18 protein-coding genes are annotated in these 13933 nt (G+C 58.2%); 11 read left to right on the top strand and 7 right to left on the bottom strand.

Going from position 1 to position 13933, the window contains the following annotated elements; genetic code table 11:
* Positions 1–52 precede the first annotated feature (52 nt).
* Positions 53–706: a lipopolysaccharide kinase InaA family protein gene (locus tag FZF01_RS01895; protein ID WP_150276398.1), complete on the bottom strand. Its 654-nt coding sequence runs from the start codon at positions 704–706 to the stop codon at positions 53–55.
* A complete protein-coding gene (locus tag FZF01_RS01890; RefSeq protein ID WP_150276397.1) occupies positions 703–1401 on the bottom strand; it encodes a class I SAM-dependent methyltransferase in 699 nt (232 codons plus the stop codon). Before FZF01_RS01890 ends, FZF01_RS01895 begins: the two co-directional genes overlap by 4 nt.
* Positions 1402–1565: 164 nt before the next feature.
* On the opposite strand from FZF01_RS01890, the gene FZF01_RS01885 reads away from it, so the two are divergent.
* The 9 genes from FZF01_RS01885 (at position 1566) to FZF01_RS01845 (ending at position 9315) form a co-directional block, all read left to right on the top strand.
* Positions 1566–1892: an ArsR/SmtB family transcription factor gene (locus FZF01_RS01885; RefSeq protein WP_150276396.1), complete on the top strand. Its 327-nt coding sequence runs from the start codon at positions 1566–1568 to the stop codon at positions 1890–1892.
* The gene (locus FZF01_RS01880; RefSeq protein WP_150276395.1) at positions 1889–2323 is read left to right on the top strand and encodes a YeeE/YedE family protein; all 435 of its coding nucleotides are present in this window, start codon (positions 1889–1891) and stop codon (positions 2321–2323) included. The genes FZF01_RS01885 and FZF01_RS01880 overlap by 4 nt, the downstream gene beginning before the upstream one ends.
* Positions 2324–2325: 2 nt before the next feature.
* A complete protein-coding gene (locus FZF01_RS01875; RefSeq protein WP_150276394.1) occupies positions 2326–2745 on the top strand; it encodes a YeeE/YedE family protein in 420 nt (139 codons plus the stop codon).
* Complete coding sequence (locus tag FZF01_RS01870; protein ID WP_150276393.1) at positions 2742–4487, top strand: SulP family inorganic anion transporter; 1746 nt, start codon at positions 2742–2744, stop codon at positions 4485–4487. Before FZF01_RS01875 ends, FZF01_RS01870 begins: the two co-directional genes overlap by 4 nt.
* Before the next feature lie 147 nt (positions 4488–4634).
* The gene (gene modA, locus FZF01_RS01865; RefSeq protein ID WP_150276392.1) at positions 4635–5414 is read left to right on the top strand and encodes a molybdate ABC transporter substrate-binding protein; all 780 of its coding nucleotides are present in this window, start codon (positions 4635–4637) and stop codon (positions 5412–5414) included.
* Between the two features lie 26 nt (positions 5415–5440).
* The gene (modB, locus tag FZF01_RS01860) at positions 5441–6127 is read left to right on the top strand and encodes a molybdate ABC transporter permease subunit (protein WP_150276391.1); all 687 of its coding nucleotides are present in this window, start codon (positions 5441–5443) and stop codon (positions 6125–6127) included.
* Positions 6124–7197 carry a molybdenum ABC transporter ATP-binding protein gene (gene modC / locus FZF01_RS01855; RefSeq protein WP_150276390.1) on the top strand — a complete coding sequence of 358 codons (1074 nt, stop codon included), beginning with the start codon at positions 6124–6126 and terminating at the stop codon, positions 7195–7197. The genes modB and modC overlap by 4 nt, the downstream gene beginning before the upstream one ends.
* A gap of 79 nt (positions 7198–7276) precedes the next feature.
* Positions 7277–8890: a methyl-accepting chemotaxis protein gene (locus FZF01_RS01850; protein ID WP_150276389.1), complete on the top strand. Its 1614-nt coding sequence runs from the start codon at positions 7277–7279 to the stop codon at positions 8888–8890.
* Between the two features lie 146 nt (positions 8891–9036).
* Positions 9037–9315, top strand: coding sequence for a PAAR domain-containing protein (locus FZF01_RS01845; RefSeq protein ID WP_150276388.1), 279 nt, complete (start codon positions 9037–9039; stop codon positions 9313–9315).
* Between the two features lie 20 nt (positions 9316–9335).
* On the opposite strand, the gene FZF01_RS01840 is transcribed toward FZF01_RS01845, so the two are convergent.
* Both FZF01_RS01840 and FZF01_RS01835 read right to left on the bottom strand, forming a co-directional pair.
* Positions 9336–9659: a hypothetical protein gene (locus tag FZF01_RS01840; protein ID WP_150276387.1), complete on the bottom strand. Its 324-nt coding sequence runs from the start codon at positions 9657–9659 to the stop codon at positions 9336–9338.
* Between the two features lie 60 nt (positions 9660–9719).
* The gene (locus FZF01_RS01835) at positions 9720–10610 is read right to left on the bottom strand and encodes an ankyrin repeat domain-containing protein (RefSeq protein ID WP_150276386.1); all 891 of its coding nucleotides are present in this window, start codon (positions 10608–10610) and stop codon (positions 9720–9722) included.
* A gap of 184 nt (positions 10611–10794) precedes the next feature.
* On the opposite strand from FZF01_RS01835, the gene FZF01_RS01830 reads away from it, so the two are divergent.
* Positions 10795–11007, top strand: coding sequence for a penicillin-binding protein (locus FZF01_RS01830; protein WP_150276385.1), 213 nt, complete (start codon positions 10795–10797; stop codon positions 11005–11007).
* An 18-nt stretch (positions 11008–11025) separates the two neighbouring features.
* Here FZF01_RS01830 and FZF01_RS19495 read toward each other — a convergent pair whose 3' ends face one another.
* Together FZF01_RS19495 and FZF01_RS19760 are read right to left on the bottom strand one after the other, a co-directional pair.
* Positions 11026–11439, bottom strand: a complete 414-nt coding sequence (locus FZF01_RS19495) for a TSUP family transporter (RefSeq protein WP_150276384.1) — start codon at positions 11437–11439, stop codon at positions 11026–11028.
* Positions 11330–11671: a GFA family protein gene (locus FZF01_RS19760; RefSeq protein ID WP_223825373.1), complete on the bottom strand. Its 342-nt coding sequence runs from the start codon at positions 11669–11671 to the stop codon at positions 11330–11332. The genes FZF01_RS19495 and FZF01_RS19760 overlap by 110 nt, the downstream gene beginning before the upstream one ends.
* 378 nt (positions 11672–12049) lie before the next feature.
* Here FZF01_RS19760 and FZF01_RS01815 point away from each other — a divergent pair, with 378 nt between their 5' ends.
* Positions 12050–12943, top strand: coding sequence for a transglutaminase-like domain-containing protein (locus tag FZF01_RS01815; RefSeq protein ID WP_150276382.1), 894 nt, complete (start codon positions 12050–12052; stop codon positions 12941–12943).
* A 234-nt stretch (positions 12944–13177) separates the two neighbouring features.
* Here the strand turns inward: FZF01_RS01815 and FZF01_RS01810 are convergent, their stop codons facing one another.
* The gene (locus tag FZF01_RS01810; protein ID WP_223825375.1) at positions 13178–13744 is read right to left on the bottom strand and encodes a competence protein CoiA family protein; all 567 of its coding nucleotides are present in this window, start codon (positions 13742–13744) and stop codon (positions 13178–13180) included.
* Positions 13745–13933: the final 189 nt, after the last annotated feature.

Here is a 13933-nt window from a genome sequence, read left to right as displayed (position 1 = left end):
GGCTTCTCTCCAGTGATGGAGAGAAGCTTGCCCGGTGAAACTTAAGATTCGCTTAAGCGGTGAAAGACTGTTGATGGGCCTGCAGCATTTTTTCCCAGTCCCCGGCATCAAGCAGGGACTGATGGCGCTGCAACTGATTCAGATCGTGCTGGGCGCTCTTTTTTGCTGCGGGTCTCCAGCGCATCTTTTCCAGGTCGATCAGTGCGATCTGCCAGGCTTCTGCGCTCTGTCGTACGAAAATATGCTTGGCGTACAGACAGCCATGCTGCAGATGGTGTCTGTGCATATGGCCCAGACACCGGCCCAGGTTCAGGGCCAGCTGCTCCCGTTGCGGCCCGGCTTCGAGATGTAATTGGTCGAGGGCGACAAAGCCGTCGAGCGCCTCCACTACCAGTACGGCTGCAGCACCTTCTCTGGCAAAGTAGACCGGCGCAGGACAATGAATGCCGAGTTTTTGCAGGGTAAGCAAATTCCGGTATTCACGGCACAGGGTCGGCCATCCGAGGGGGTGTAGCCATTCCCGGCAGAAGTGCTGATGCTGGCGCTTAAGATAGACCGCCCGATTCTGCCACCGGCAGCGCAACACCCCGCTCCAGCCGCCGCGTCGGATATTGGGCGGCTCTACCCACTGACCGGGCGCCTCCCACCAAAAGGCGAAGGACTGCGTCTGGGTTATCGGCCACTTGTTCAGGGAGGAGGAGCTCATGGCAAGGGCTTGCTGCGATCAGCGCTGCGCAGTACGTAGACTCGCCACATCGCGTAGCCTGGAATGAAGTCCTTATGGCTCTGGATGGTGAAGCCCGCCTCGAGAAACAGTTTTTCTATCTCGTCGCGCCGGGCCACAAATCGGTTGGTGTTATTGCCGGGGCCTCTTGCTGCTCGCCTGGCTTCAGTGCGCCTACGGCGTTCTGCCTTGACATTGCCGTCTACCCAGAGCGAAATGATCAGGCTGTCGCGCGTCACCCTCCGGCATTCCTTCAACATCGCCAAGCGGTGATCATTCTGTTCGATATGATGCAGCAATCGCATGCAGAAGATGCTGTCTACGCTGTTATCAGGCAGGTCGATGGCGAACGCGGAGGTCTGCAACAGCTGGATGCGTGCCAGAGTAGCTGGCGAGTGCACCTGTTGGGCTACGTCCAGCATTGCCGCTGCATTGTCCGCGGCTATCAGGGAGCGGGTTTCGTTGGCCAGCAGCGTCGGCCAGAAACGACCGGCACCGCAGGGGAGATCCAGTACCTGTTGCGGTTGGCAGGCTTGCTCCAATGCCCAGCGTGCAATTTGCTGGTCACGCCAGTTGGACAGTTTACGGGCCAGGCCGCGGCGATGTTTCTGCCAGTAGTCCTGGGCATGTTGCTTGTCGTATTTGTCAGCGAAAGGTAACGAAATAGGGGTTTGCATGTCAGACTTCCCACGGAATAGAAGGCCTGATGCTCGCAGGTGTACCTTAAGAGAAACTTAAGGCGTCATCTAACGCGCCAACACCAGAATTACCAGGCTGGCAAACTTGAAACATTATATTTTTATATATATTGTGATCAGCTCAGCGCAAGACGGACGACCCAATGCAACACACCACCGAAACACCTGATCTGCAACGCATGCACGGTGCTGCTGACAAGGCCCAGGCCCTGCTCAAGGCACTAAGCAACCGTGACCGCTTGATGCTGCTCTGCCAATTGGTCGAGGGCGAGCGCAATGTAGGCCAATTGGAAGCAATTCTGGGTATCGTCCAGCCGACCCTGTCCCAGCAGCTTGGCGTCCTGCGCCGGGAAAACATGGTGGCAACGCGACGTGACGGCAAGCAGGTCTACTATCGTATTGCCAGTCCCGAAGCATTGGCGGTGATCACCACCTTGTATCAACTGTATTGCAGTGAGGAGGCCGAATGAGCATTGACTGGGTAAACTTCACCCCCTGGAGCGCTTTGCTCGGTGGTGTTCTGATTGGCTTGTCTGCCAGTATGCTGATTTTGCTCAATGGCAGAATCGCCGGTATCAGCGGATTGGTAGGTGGCCTGTTGGGGCCGCTGATGCCCGGCAGTGGCGAGCGGGCAGCCTTTGTGGCCGGGTTGCTGATCGCCCCTGTGCTGTACTGGGTTTTTGTGCACCGCCCGCAGATTCAGATTGAGGCGGGGCCGGTGGCCTTGGTGATTGCCGGGCTGCTGGTGGGATTCGGTTCGCGGCTGGGTTCGGGGTGTACCAGTGGACATGGCGTATGTGGCCTGGCCCGGTTATCCCCGCGTTCTCTGGTGGCAACGCTGTGCTTCATGGGTAGCGGGTTTGTTACCGTCTTCGTGCTTCGGCACCTGTGGGGGATCTGAACATGCGCATTCTGACCGCGTTACTGGCTGGCCTGGTATTCGGCCTGGGGCTGGTTATTTCGGGCATGGCCAATCCAGCGAAGGTGCTCGGATTTCTCGACCTGTTCGGTCAATGGGATCCCTCTCTGGCACTGGTCATGATCGGCGCGATTGGTGCGGCTTTTCTGCCTATGCAGTGGGTGCAGCGCTCGGGTCGCAGTCTGAGGGGCGAGCCAGTGACACTCCCCGGCAAGCAGAAAATTGACCCACGCCTGATCCTTGGCAGTCTGCTGTTCGGCGCAGGGTGGGGCGTTGCGGGTTTCTGTCCTGGGCCGGCCATTGTTGCAGTCGGCGCCGGGATGCCCCAGGCGTTGCTGTTCGTGCTGGCCATGTTGGCGGGCATGCTCGCGTTCCAGGTGTATGACCGCCGCGTGAGTGCATGAGCGATAATCCGCGGCTTCAGCCACCGGGTGATTCCGGCCTGCTGGGCTGGTTACGCCACTACCGTCTGGCCTGGCTCAGTGGCGATCTGACCGCTGGCCTGGTGGTCAGCGTGATGATCATTCCCCAGAGCATGGCCTACGCGATGCTCGCTGGTCTGCCCGTCCAGATTGGCCTCTATGCCAGCCTGCTGCCGCTTCTGGCCTATGCGCTGTTTGGCAGCAGCATGAGTCTCTCGGTGGGCCCTGTGGCGGTAACCGGGCTGATGACCGCGACCCTGCTGGCGCCCCTGGCGTCCATAGGCAGCGGTGCCTATCTGCAAATGGCGATATGGCTGGCGCTGCTGTCGGGTGTCATGTTGTTTGCAGTGGGTTTGTTACGTCTGGGCTTTCTGGCCAACTTTCTCAGCCATCCGGTGATCAGCGGGTTTATCAGTGGCGCGGCTATTCTTATTGCCATCAGCCAGTTGCCGCACCTGCTGGGTGTGCCCGCCCTGCCGTCCGGTCCGCAGCAACTGCTCGATAGCTGGACCCTGGCGAACTCCCTGGTGCTCGGGATTGGCCTCGTTTCCCTGGCGTGGCTGATGTATGCCCGCAGCATGCTGGCCAGGCACCTGCGCGGTCTGGGCCTGCCACCGGTAGCCGCGACCCTGCTTGCTCGTCTGGCCCCCATCGTCCTGGTGATTGCCGCGCTGCTGGTTACCGTGAGCGGTGATCTGGCCGCGCGGGGCGTGCCGGTAGTGGGCTTTCTGCCTGCGGGGCTGCCTGCCTTTTTCTGGGCTACGCCGGAGTTTTCAGATATACGAGCACTGCTGTTGCCCGCAGCGCTGATCAGCCTGGTCACCTTTGTCGAGAGTGTGGCAATCGCCCAGTCCCTGGCCCGGCGCAAGCGCCAGAGCATTGATGCTGATCGGGAGTTGCTGGCACTGGGCGCCGCCAACCTGGGTGCGGGCCTGACCGGCGGCTTTGCTGTCGCGGGTGGCTTTTCCCGTTCTGTGGTGAATATCGAGGCAGGGGCCAACACGCCGTTGGCAGGCGTCATTGCCATGACGATAATTGGCCTTATTCTGCTGACGATTGCCCCTTTGTTTGCGCATCTGCCCCTGGTGATACTGGCGGTTGTCATTCTTGTGGCCGTCACCCCGTTGATTGATGTGGCCAGTCTGCGACGGGCCTGGCGCTACGACCGTGCCGAGGGCCTGACCCTGTTCAGTACGGCCGCCGGGGTGCTGTTGCTGGGAATCGAGGGCGGCATCGCACTGGGAATCTGTCTGTCGATTGCCGCGCAGCTGTGGCGGGGTAGCCGGCCGCACATTGCGGTCGTCGGGCGTGTACCGGGCACCCAGGACTTTCGTAATACCAAGCGCCACCTGGTGGAAATAGAGCCCCATCTGCTGGCCCTGCGGATTGATGAAAACATCTTCTTTGCCAACACCAAGGCGATCGAGCACGCTCTTTATCGGGCCCTGCGTGATTATCCCGATACCCGCGAAGTGCTGCTTATTCTGTCCGCGGTGAACCACATCGACAGTACCGGGTTGGACATGCTCAGCGAACTCACCGAGGGTCTGGCCGAGAGAGACATTCATCTCCATCTGGCCGAGGTCAAAGGCCCGGTAATGGACCACCTGGGCGAGACGGACTGGATCAATGAACAGGTGGGTGAAGTGTTTCCCAGTACGCATATCGCGTTCAATACGCTGGGTAACCAGAAGCGTGCTGTCGCCGAGCCAGAGCAGGCCTGAGCTGCGCGGTAAATCAGCAGCGCCTGCGCGAGATTGCCGCCTATCGGTATCCTGCAGCCTGGCTGGTATAGTCTCCAGTCAACCGTCAGGCACCACAATCCAGGATCATTGTCTGGTGAAGAGGCTGGCAATCAGGCTGGAGAGACAATGCCGTTGTTCGATCGTTTTTACGCCCCACCCCTCCGGCTACTCGGCGCCCTACTGTTTTTGCTGTTGATTCCGTCAGTACAGGCCAGTGAAGTTGTGCGCATCGCTGCCGCCTCCGATCTGCGTTACGCGCTGGACGACATTATCGAGCTGTACCACCAGGCCCATGCCGATGCCCGTATCGAGGTGATCTATGGCTCATCAGGCAAGATGACCACGCAGATCATCAACGGCGCACCCTACGATATGTTTTTTTCTGCCGACATTGCCTTTGCGCATAAGCTTGAGGAAAAGGGGATGGCGGCGACGGAACCGGCTGTTTATGCAATCGGCCGTATCGTGCTCTGGAGCAATACGCTGGATGCCGCCGGTCTGACCCTGGCAGACCTTACCTCTGATGCCATCAAGCGGATTGCCATCGCACAGCCGGCCCACGCTCCCTACGGTTTGCGCGCCCGGGAAGCGATGCAATCAGCAGGTATTTGGGAGGCGGTGCAGGGCAAGCTGGTATTTGCCGAGAATATTGCCCATGCCGCGCAGATGACCCAGTCCGGCGCCGCCGAAGTCGGCATCATTGCATTGTCGCTGGCCAGGTTTCCAGAGCTGGAAAAGTACGGCTATTACCTTATCGACGACACCCTGCACCAGCCGCTGACCCAGGGCTATGTAGTCACCCGGCGTGGTGCTAAAAAGCCGGAAGTGTGGGCGTTTGCCGACTTCATGGCCACTGATCAGGCCCATGCCAGCATGCTCCATTACGGTTTTGTGATACCCGAGTGAGTTAGCAATTAAAGCGAGGAAGACGCATGTTCTCATTGGGGCCAGCGGAGTGGCAGGCCATCGAGGTTACAGCCAGGCTGTGCCTGTATACCACGATCATTCTGCTGATATTGGCTACGCCACTGGCCTGGTGGTTGGCACAGAAGCGTTCAACCGGCCGGGTGGTGGTGCAGGCCATTGTTGCGCTGCCGCTGGTGCTGCCGCCCACCGTTCTGGGGTTTTATCTGCTTATCGTGCTGGGCCCGCGTGGTGTAGTCGGGCAGACGCTGGAAAACCTGGGTTTACACCACCTGGCTTTTACCTTTGAGGGTATTCTGATCGCCTCGGTAATCTATTCCATGCCCTTCGCGGTGCAGCCCTTGACCGAAGCCTTCAGTCATCTGGGCCGCCGACCGGTTGAAGTGGCCAGCAGCCTGGGCGCGGGCATGGTGGATCGCTTTCTCACGGTTATCCTGCCCATGACCCGTGGCGGCTTCGTGGTGGCAGCGACCCTGACCTTCGCCCACACCCTCGGTGAGTTCGGCGTGATACTCATGCTCGGAGGCAGCATTCCCGGCGAAACCAAGGTGCTGTCGGTGCTGATCTATGACCACGCCGAAGCCATGAACTACCCCGCCGCCCACGGTCTGTCGCTGATGCTGCTGGTATTCGCTTTCGTCACCCTGTTTGTGGTCTACAGCATCAACCGGCGCTTTGCGGTGGCCAAGGTATGACTCTGCAGATTCAGGCCCGCCTGCGCCACGCCAGTGGTTTTGAGCTCAAGGTGGATTGCGAGTTGCCCTTGCAGGGCGTTACGGCATTGTTCGGCCGCTCCGGATGTGGCAAGACGACCCTGCTGAGGATCATTGCCGGACTTGAGCGTGTGCCCGATGCGCAGGTGTGCTTTGGCGATCAGGCCTGGCAGCAGAGCCGGCAGTTCGTGCCGCTGCACCAGCGCCGCATTGGCCTGGTATTCCAGGAACCCAGCCTGCTGCCGCATCTGTCGGTACGCGATAACCTGCTCTATGGCTACAAACGAACGCCAGCCGCCCTGCGCCGCCTGCATCTGCCTGAAGTAACGGCCATGCTGGATATAGAGGAGCTTCTTGATCGTCGTATCAATCAGCTATCCGGGGGGCAGCGCCAGCGTATCTCTTTGGGCCGCGCCCTGCTGATCAGCCCGCAACTGTTACTGCTCGATGAGCCGATGGCGGCGCTCGATACCCGCACCAAAAGCGAGATCATGCCCTTTCTTTCGCGCATGGCCGCACAGGCGGAGGTACCGATCATCATGGTCAGTCACGCCCCGGAAGAAGTAGAACGCCTGGCGGATCGAATCATATTCATGCACGACGGGCAGATTGAACGTATCGAGACCCTGCAGGAGGCGCTCAGTCGCCCCGATTCGCCCTTGTTTGCCGATGCCGGGGCGGCGTCCATCCTGGTCGGTAGCCTGGGGGATGCCGAGGAAGATGGCATGCGACCTTTCGGCCCAGTCGGCGCCAGACTCTGGGTGCCGGGGTCGGGCCTGAACACCGATGCGCATGACGTAAGGCTGCGCGTACTGGCAAAAGATGTCAGCTTGTCCCTGGTCGAGCCCCGGCAGATCAGTATTCAGAATCACCTGCAGGTGAGCATCGAGTGTATTTATCCGCCGCACAACTTTCGGACCCTGGTCGCCTGTCGCACCACCGAAGGTCAACTGCTGTTGGCGGAAGTGACCCCAAGGGCGGTCAGGCAGCTGGATCTGGCAGCAGGCCAGAAGGTCTACGCACTTATCAAGTCGGTAGGGTTGCTGACCTGAAGCGAGAATAAGTCTGTTGTAATGGCAGTGTCACATCATGGGAATAGCCTCCGGATGCCGACCCTGCTGTGAGGTAGTCATGCTGTCCACCGTCCGTACCCGCATCCTGTTCTTCTCCTTTCTGTCCATAAGCGCCCTTGCAGCGCTGGCGATCATGTCCCTGCTGATCATCAAAGAGACGGAAACCGCTTCCAAACGGTTGATCACCGCTGGCTTGCAGGAGTCCTGGATGCTCGAGGACCTGGAGCAGGATCACCGACAGTTGCAGGACCTGACCTACAAGATTAAGGCGCAACTGCTGCTCTGGGATGAGATTGTGCCCACTTTCGAAGCATTGGTGGTGTCCCTGCCGCAGCGCTGGCAGGTAATCGAAGAGAGCGCGCAATTGAGTGACTGGGCCATGGCTCACCGCGAAGAGTTTCAGAGCGTGCTGGACCTGCTTGGCAAGCTTGAACCCGGTATCGGCGAAAAAAGTTATTACCGGGTTGGCCAGGTCGTGGACTTTGACCTGTTTCCAGCGCTGGACCCGATGCTCGCGGCGATCGAGGAGCGAAAGCGCAACAGCCGTAGCATGATTCAGCAGGATTCCTCGCAGTTGCTCGCCTACCTGGACAATCAACAGACGTTTCTGATTATTGGTTCTGCGGTATTTCTGGTGGCAATCATCCTCATGACCCTCTGGCTCAGGCGCACGGTTATCGTGCGCCTGCAGAATATCGAAAGCGATATCAAACAGATGGATGCAACATCCGACCTGAGCCTGACACCGGCCGTAACCGGCCAGGATGAGGTCGCCGGTGTGGCGCGCGCGCTGAATGGTCTGGTCGGTCGCTTTGACCAGTTCGTCGGTGACATCCGCCAATCAGCCGCAGGCCTTAATCAGCGTTCTGCCAGCCTGGACGAGGAAGCGGAAGCCCTGCAGGCCGCCTCGGAAATGACCCGCGAACAGATCGAAAAAGTCAGCCTTTCCATGGGCGCGATTGCCGGTCAGGCCTCGGAGATAGAGTCCGCAACCGAAGGATCAGCGGCGACCATCCGCGAAGCGGTGCAGGCTAACGAGCAGGTACAACAGGGCCTGCAAAGCAGCGAGGCGGCGGCGAACAATGCGAACGATGTGATTGGACGTGTGTCCGGCTCGATCCACGCACTGAGTGAATCGACCAACAAGATCGAGCAGGTGATTGGCGTTATTGCTGCCATCGCCAACCAGACCAACCTGCTGGCGCTGAATGCAGCGATTGAAGCCGCGCGCGCTGGCGAGCATGGCCGCGGCTTTGCAGTGGTAGCCGATGAGGTGCGGACTCTATCCCAGCGCACCGCTGATTCCACCCGGGAAATTCGCGAATGGGTCCTCGATCTGGTGGAAGGTGTCAGCAGCGTAGACTCGCTACTGGACGAAATGCGCGCAGCCGGTGCCAGCAACCGCAGCAATCTGGACCAACTGAAAACCCATCTGACGCGCCTGGGGGACCAGTTCGTTGAAATGGAATCCAGCAGCCAGCAGGTATCGCATTCAGTCTCCCTTCAGCGTGATGCCCTGGATCTTATCGAGCAGCGCTCCGCCATGCTGCGCGAAAGCTCCCAGGTGCTGATGGGCAGCGTGAAAAACTCCCGGGAAGTCAGCGAATCCCTGCGCCAGGAGTCGTTGTCGATGCGGCAGCTGACAGAGCGTTTTCGGTCGGCAGGGGTGTAGCTACTGGAACCGGTGAGCCGAATAGCTGCCGCCACACCTCAGCGTTTCTAGAAACGTGACGCAGGTATCAGCCCCGATATCGCCAATTCGCTATGATCCTCGCCTGATACCGGACGGACTGAAACGTACAGGGAGCGTTGGCACACATGCATAGCATAGGGATAGGCTCGAAAACCTCAACCGGCGGCGCCGTTATCGAAGGCAACGGCGGAGTGATGTTTGATGGGCTGGTCGCCACATCGGTCGGCCACAAAGCCACCTGCCCGGCCTGCAAGAAAGGCATTGGCCCCATTGTCGCAGTCGGCCCCCGCACCGCCTTTCTACCAGCAGGTCCAGCCGCCAGAGCGGGTGATTATGTGGCTTGTGGTTGTCCGCCGGGGGCCAACACCCTCCTGCCACAGGGCACCATCAAGGTCGGTGGCTAAGGGGCTGCATTCGGCTCAACTCAGCCGAAATAATCTTCCATCCACCCAACCAGAGTCTCGCTGCTCATATCCGCCAGCGGGATCTGCTTGAAGTCACCGCCGACTTCCTCTGCCCGCGTCACGAACTGGTAAAGCACCACGCCCGGCTGTTGGTCATGCAGGATCAGGGTAATGCGGCGTTGGGTGCGCAGGCAGTCGAGGGTGAGCACGTCGGCGGGGATACCGGCATTGCGCATGCCCTGGCGCACTTCCACCACCGGGTTGATGTGCTCATGCGCCGCTTGAATCTGCGCATGGGCTTCGCTGACCAGATCGGAGAGGGTTTTCAGCGGATCGGTAGGCATGGGTTGCTCGACTTTAGTTGGTGGGAAGGGGTGCCAGGCACGTGCCCGACGCGAAAGTGTTCAGAGTTGGGTACCGCCAACGCTGAGCAGGTAATCAATCACAGGCTGATTCTTACCGTAGTGGGCCCACTTCAGTGGCGTTTCCTTACCCCGACAGGTCTGATTGACCGCCGCACCCTGGTCGACAAGATAACGTACATCCTCGACCAAACCGTCCTGCGCCAGGTAATGCAAGGCAGTGCAGCCATCGCTGTCGGGGTGATCCACCGGAACACCCCACTCCACCAGATATCGGACCACTGCGGCTTGCTCGGTCAGCGCCCCGAAGCGAAGTGCCTGGTAGACCTGCTCGTCAGGGGCCTTACCGCTATCAACAAACGCCTTGAGTGTTTGCAGATTGCCCAAGCGCGCCGCCATCCTCACAGCTTCATTGTTGGGCTCGCCGGTAAAGTCAGTGTCGTGCTGCAGTAGCATCTCCGCCTGCTGGTAATCATCAGCATAGGCTGCCTGAAACAGGGTCTCAGGGCCTGGCCGGGCGCCATGTCTGAGTAGTGCCGCAGTTAGCTCACCAGAGCCACGCCGGACAGCTATATCAAGACTCTCCTGCAATTCACTTGCGTCGAACTGAACGCGGCTGTCGAGGCGTTCCAGAACACGGGCGAGCCCAAAGTTGTCAGACTTGGCAGCATGGAGCAAGGTCTCCTTCAGATCCGCATCACTGATATCGTCGAAAAAACCGATCTCATCAAACAGAAAGGCACCATCGTAGCTGCGGGTTCTCGTCGACGCTTTCAAGCCGTCCATATCGATGCTGATCCCGCGCTGAGCCAGCTCCGCCAGGGCCGAATCACGATTATCGGATGGCGCCTCACAGCCGTTGGTCAGCAGCGCAAGCAATGCCATAAGCAGCACGTATGGCAGGCGAGCTATTGTTCGGTTAGGTGGGTACATCGGTGGTCATCCTTTTCCTGTGCCGCCCGGGGCGGTCGGGTAAATGCCTGGGCATCTTACGGGGCGGTTCTGGTTATCAGCAAGGCTGTGTCACCGCCAACAGGAAACCCGCGTTAAAGCGGGTCGACCCATCAAGGATCAGCGCGATACCATCGATCTGCACCCATTGCCCAGGAGAAATACCATGTCTGATACCGACACCCTGCAAGCCCTGAAAACAGCGTTCACATTCATGCCCAAGCCAGTAGAAGTAACCCGGTTCGAATATGGCGACGATGCCAGCAGGATTCTTGAGCAGATCAATTTCGTACGCGAGGTATTGATAACCCATGGGATAGACCCCGATGAGGTCGCCGGAGACATCAATCCGATGAGCACCCCCAACTCCTGCTATTGAGAGCATCCAGCGAGGGGGTCAATCACCGCAAGGCCACGACTCTACCAAGCGATCCAGCCGCTGGACTAGGTCGGCATGCCACACGACGTTGCCATAGGCGGCAAAGACGATCAGTGATGACAGGTTGGTCGCGAAATTCAGGGGCCTGGCCACAGCGGTGGCAGCCACCAGCTTCGCTCTTCGGCATAGAACACTGGCCAGGGTGAAGAACGAACCGGTGCCGGGCCCGAACATACCGTCGGCGAATCCAATACCCGGAATCACCGCATACTTGAATTTTTTGCCGCTGATCTTTTTGCCCAGATGGATGGCACGGCTGGGTTTATACAGAAGGCGACCCAGGGAATTGCGGAATTTCTCGGTTGAGGCAAACCCAAGGCTGTGAGCGTGAAGTCCAAATATCCAGCTCGGGCTTGAACCAGGAGGCGTCATCCAGAGTTGAGAAACGGATGGACATGAACTCTGACACCGCTTCCCCCCGGGTGAATAGTGGAGTCCCGCACTCAGCGCAAAAGCTACGAGTCGTTTCTCCACCGGTATTGCCGCGTACGGTATGCGTCTTGGGCACACCTGTAATGTCGGTAGCCGAAACGGCGACAACGATGCCTGATGCGAAAGGAGCCCCGCTTGAGCGCTGACAGTCCTGGCAGTGACAGTTCAGCATTGCGATAGGCTGCTCCTTGCACGTATAGCGAATCACTCCGCATGCGCAACCGCCAGTTATTGGTACCGTCATACCTGAGTCCTTGTGGTGAGGCCTAGCGCCTTGTTTGCCGTTAAGTCAGTAGGGCAGCAAATTGTTAACGTTATACAAGATGGTAAGTAGACCGGATCAAGCGAAAATATATGACGGTTGATCTGCCTCCACTTAGTTTCCTACGGTTTCTCTGTCAAGATGGGCAGGCTGGCGTTCGGGACGCAATCACCTCACGCAGTCCAACGCTATCATTCTCGCCTACAAGCAGGGTCAGCGGCTCGTCCTGCCATCGTGGCCGAGCCTCGGCCCTGCCGGTTTTTCATGTTCATCAAAGGATACACTGCCATGGTGCGGCTGAAATTTTCCATCGAACTCACCTATGGCGTGCTGGATGCGACCTGTGACTTCCTGTTCAACATTCATCCGGCTCTCACGTCCAGCCAACAGGTGCTCAGCGAATCCCTGAGCATCAACCAGCCAGTGCAACAGCAACTGTTCATGCAGAACGACGACGGCACGCGGTGGTTGAAGTTACGCGCCAACAGCGGCGAGCTAGTGGTGCGCTACGAGGGACTGGTAGAGATCTACCACACGGTGGCGGACCCCTGGAGCCTGGAAGAGATGGCGGTTGCTGACTTGCCGATGGATCTCTTCAACTACATCTATCCCAGTCGCTATTGTGAATCAGACCGCTTTCAGGCTCTGGCCAACCATGAATTTGGTCAAATGCCGCCCGGTTACAACCGCGTGCTGGCCATCCGTGACTGGGTATACCAGAGAACCCGATATACCTCGGGCAGCTCGGGTAGCAGTACCTCTGCCGTGGATACACTGACCGACCATGTGGGTGTATGCCGCGACTTCGCCCATCTGATGATTGCCACCTGCCGCGCCCTGAACATGCCGGCACGCTTTGTTTCCGGCATCGAGTTCGGCGCAAACCCTGCTTTCCGGCCGGCGGATTTTCATGCCTACGTCGAGGTGTTTCTCAGTGGTCGCTGGTATCTGTTTGACCCCAGCGGCGTGTCTCCCGTCATGGGGCTTCTGCGCCTCGGCACCGGCAGGGACGCGGCCGATGTGTCCTTCGCCACGGTATTCGGTGCAACAAACCCCGCGCTACCGGTGATTACTATAGAAGCGATCGAAGATTCGCAGCAGGGGCTCGATCTGCCTGTGCATCAGGACAATGCGTTATCAACTGCAGGCTCGCCGCAGTCAGAATTTCAGCGAATCTGGTGATTAGACTTGGGGCAAATTCAGGGTCAGATGAAAGGTTCTGATTAATTTTCATTTGAACTAACCCCAATTACACGCAGTAAGGGCCGGATTCCTCTATAGACCATATGCTCTCTCGCTTGCTTCTAGCTTTAGGCAAAAGGCGAGACCTGACCCTGAGTGTGTGCTCGGCTGCGACATCAACCGGTTTGCATCGGGCGAGTAAAAATGGGGTCAGACGAATTTTTCGTTCAATTTTTATTTGACCCCGATTGACGATTCGTTGTAAGAACCGCCGTTTTTCTCGATGAGAGCTCGCTTCTGAATGAGTTGTACACAATGCCTGCTTGGATTCTGATATTCGCAGATTCTATAAACTTCATGACCCCCAAAATCTATGAGGACGGGCGCTGTAGCTTGAAGCCAAACCTCTCTTGGTCGTTTCCATTTGAAGAAGTGATGCCCTTGGTAATGCTCTTGAATTTGGCTCCCGATCTCCTCTGCTTTGTGCATGAGGACCATTGCGGGGTTCGCTTCATTTTCAGAACGCCGCCAGAACACCGTGCCTAGCCCCTCGAAAAATACAACATCGTCAAGAAGCTGTGAGTCCGGATGAGGCAGAGGCTCTGGGCGCAGTTCGAACTGTGTCCTGAAAGGGCGACCATCGACAATCCATATCATGTGCTTATAGAAGGCCTCTCGTGCTTTCAGCTCCTCTACTGGCATAGCGGAATGCTGAATTTCTATGACCATCCCTCTGTCTGTCTTTAGGTCTGCGATATGCTTTTCCCCGGTTGCTTCATCGAAGAGAACGACTTCATGCATGCGATCAGGAAAATGTGCTTTCCAAGCCCTGTGCCATTCTGTTTCGTTTTCCCACCAGGGGTCACAGTGTCGTCTACCTTTGTGTGACCAATGCCATATTAGTTGCGAGCCACACTTTGCTACGGCAGCTTGGCCGCAACGTGGGCATGATCCCTTTAATCCTGGAGCCGGGCGTGTTCTAGTTCCCTC

This window comes from Halopseudomonas salina, assembly GCF_008641105.1.
This window is presented reverse-complemented; position numbering and strand designations above follow the sequence as displayed.

What these genes read in the sequence shown, in the direction of transcription:
- FZF01_RS01895 (WP_150276398.1), bottom strand. Translation starts at nt 706, where the DNA reads ATGAGCTCCTCCTCCCTGAACAAGTGGCCGATAACCCAGACGCAGTCC.
- FZF01_RS01890 (WP_150276397.1), bottom strand. Translation starts at nt 1,401, where the DNA reads ATGCAAACCCCTATTTCGTTACCTTTCGCTGACAAATACGACAAGCAA.
- FZF01_RS01885 (WP_150276396.1), top strand. Translation starts at nt 1,566, where the DNA reads ATGCAACACACCACCGAAACACCTGATCTGCAACGCATGCACGGTGCT.
- FZF01_RS01880 (WP_150276395.1), top strand. Translation starts at nt 1,889, where the DNA reads ATGAGCATTGACTGGGTAAACTTCACCCCCTGGAGCGCTTTGCTCGGT.
- FZF01_RS01875 (WP_150276394.1), top strand. Translation starts at nt 2,326, where the DNA reads ATGCGCATTCTGACCGCGTTACTGGCTGGCCTGGTATTCGGCCTGGGG.
- FZF01_RS01870 (WP_150276393.1), top strand. Translation starts at nt 2,742, where the DNA reads ATGAGCGATAATCCGCGGCTTCAGCCACCGGGTGATTCCGGCCTGCTG.
- modA (WP_150276392.1), top strand. Translation starts at nt 4,635, where the DNA reads ATGCCGTTGTTCGATCGTTTTTACGCCCCACCCCTCCGGCTACTCGGC.
- modB (WP_150276391.1), top strand. Translation starts at nt 5,441, where the DNA reads ATGTTCTCATTGGGGCCAGCGGAGTGGCAGGCCATCGAGGTTACAGCC.
- modC (WP_150276390.1), top strand. Translation starts at nt 6,124, where the DNA reads ATGACTCTGCAGATTCAGGCCCGCCTGCGCCACGCCAGTGGTTTTGAG.
- FZF01_RS01850 (WP_150276389.1), top strand. Translation starts at nt 7,277, where the DNA reads ATGCTGTCCACCGTCCGTACCCGCATCCTGTTCTTCTCCTTTCTGTCC.
- FZF01_RS01845 (WP_150276388.1), top strand. Translation starts at nt 9,037, where the DNA reads ATGCATAGCATAGGGATAGGCTCGAAAACCTCAACCGGCGGCGCCGTT.
- FZF01_RS01840 (WP_150276387.1), bottom strand. Translation starts at nt 9,659, where the DNA reads ATGCCTACCGATCCGCTGAAAACCCTCTCCGATCTGGTCAGCGAAGCC.
- FZF01_RS01835 (WP_150276386.1), bottom strand. Translation starts at nt 10,610, where the DNA reads ATGTACCCACCTAACCGAACAATAGCTCGCCTGCCATACGTGCTGCTT.
- FZF01_RS01830 (WP_150276385.1), top strand. Translation starts at nt 10,795, where the DNA reads ATGTCTGATACCGACACCCTGCAAGCCCTGAAAACAGCGTTCACATTC.
- FZF01_RS19495 (WP_150276384.1), bottom strand. Translation starts at nt 11,439, where the DNA reads ATGACGCCTCCTGGTTCAAGCCCGAGCTGGATATTTGGACTTCACGCT.
- FZF01_RS19760 (WP_223825373.1), bottom strand. Translation starts at nt 11,671, where the DNA reads ATGCTGAACTGTCACTGCCAGGACTGTCAGCGCTCAAGCGGGGCTCCT.
- FZF01_RS01815 (WP_150276382.1), top strand. Translation starts at nt 12,050, where the DNA reads ATGGTGCGGCTGAAATTTTCCATCGAACTCACCTATGGCGTGCTGGAT.
- FZF01_RS01810 (WP_223825375.1), bottom strand. Translation starts at nt 13,744, where the DNA reads ATGCATGAAGTCGTTCTCTTCGATGAAGCAACCGGGGAAAAGCATATC.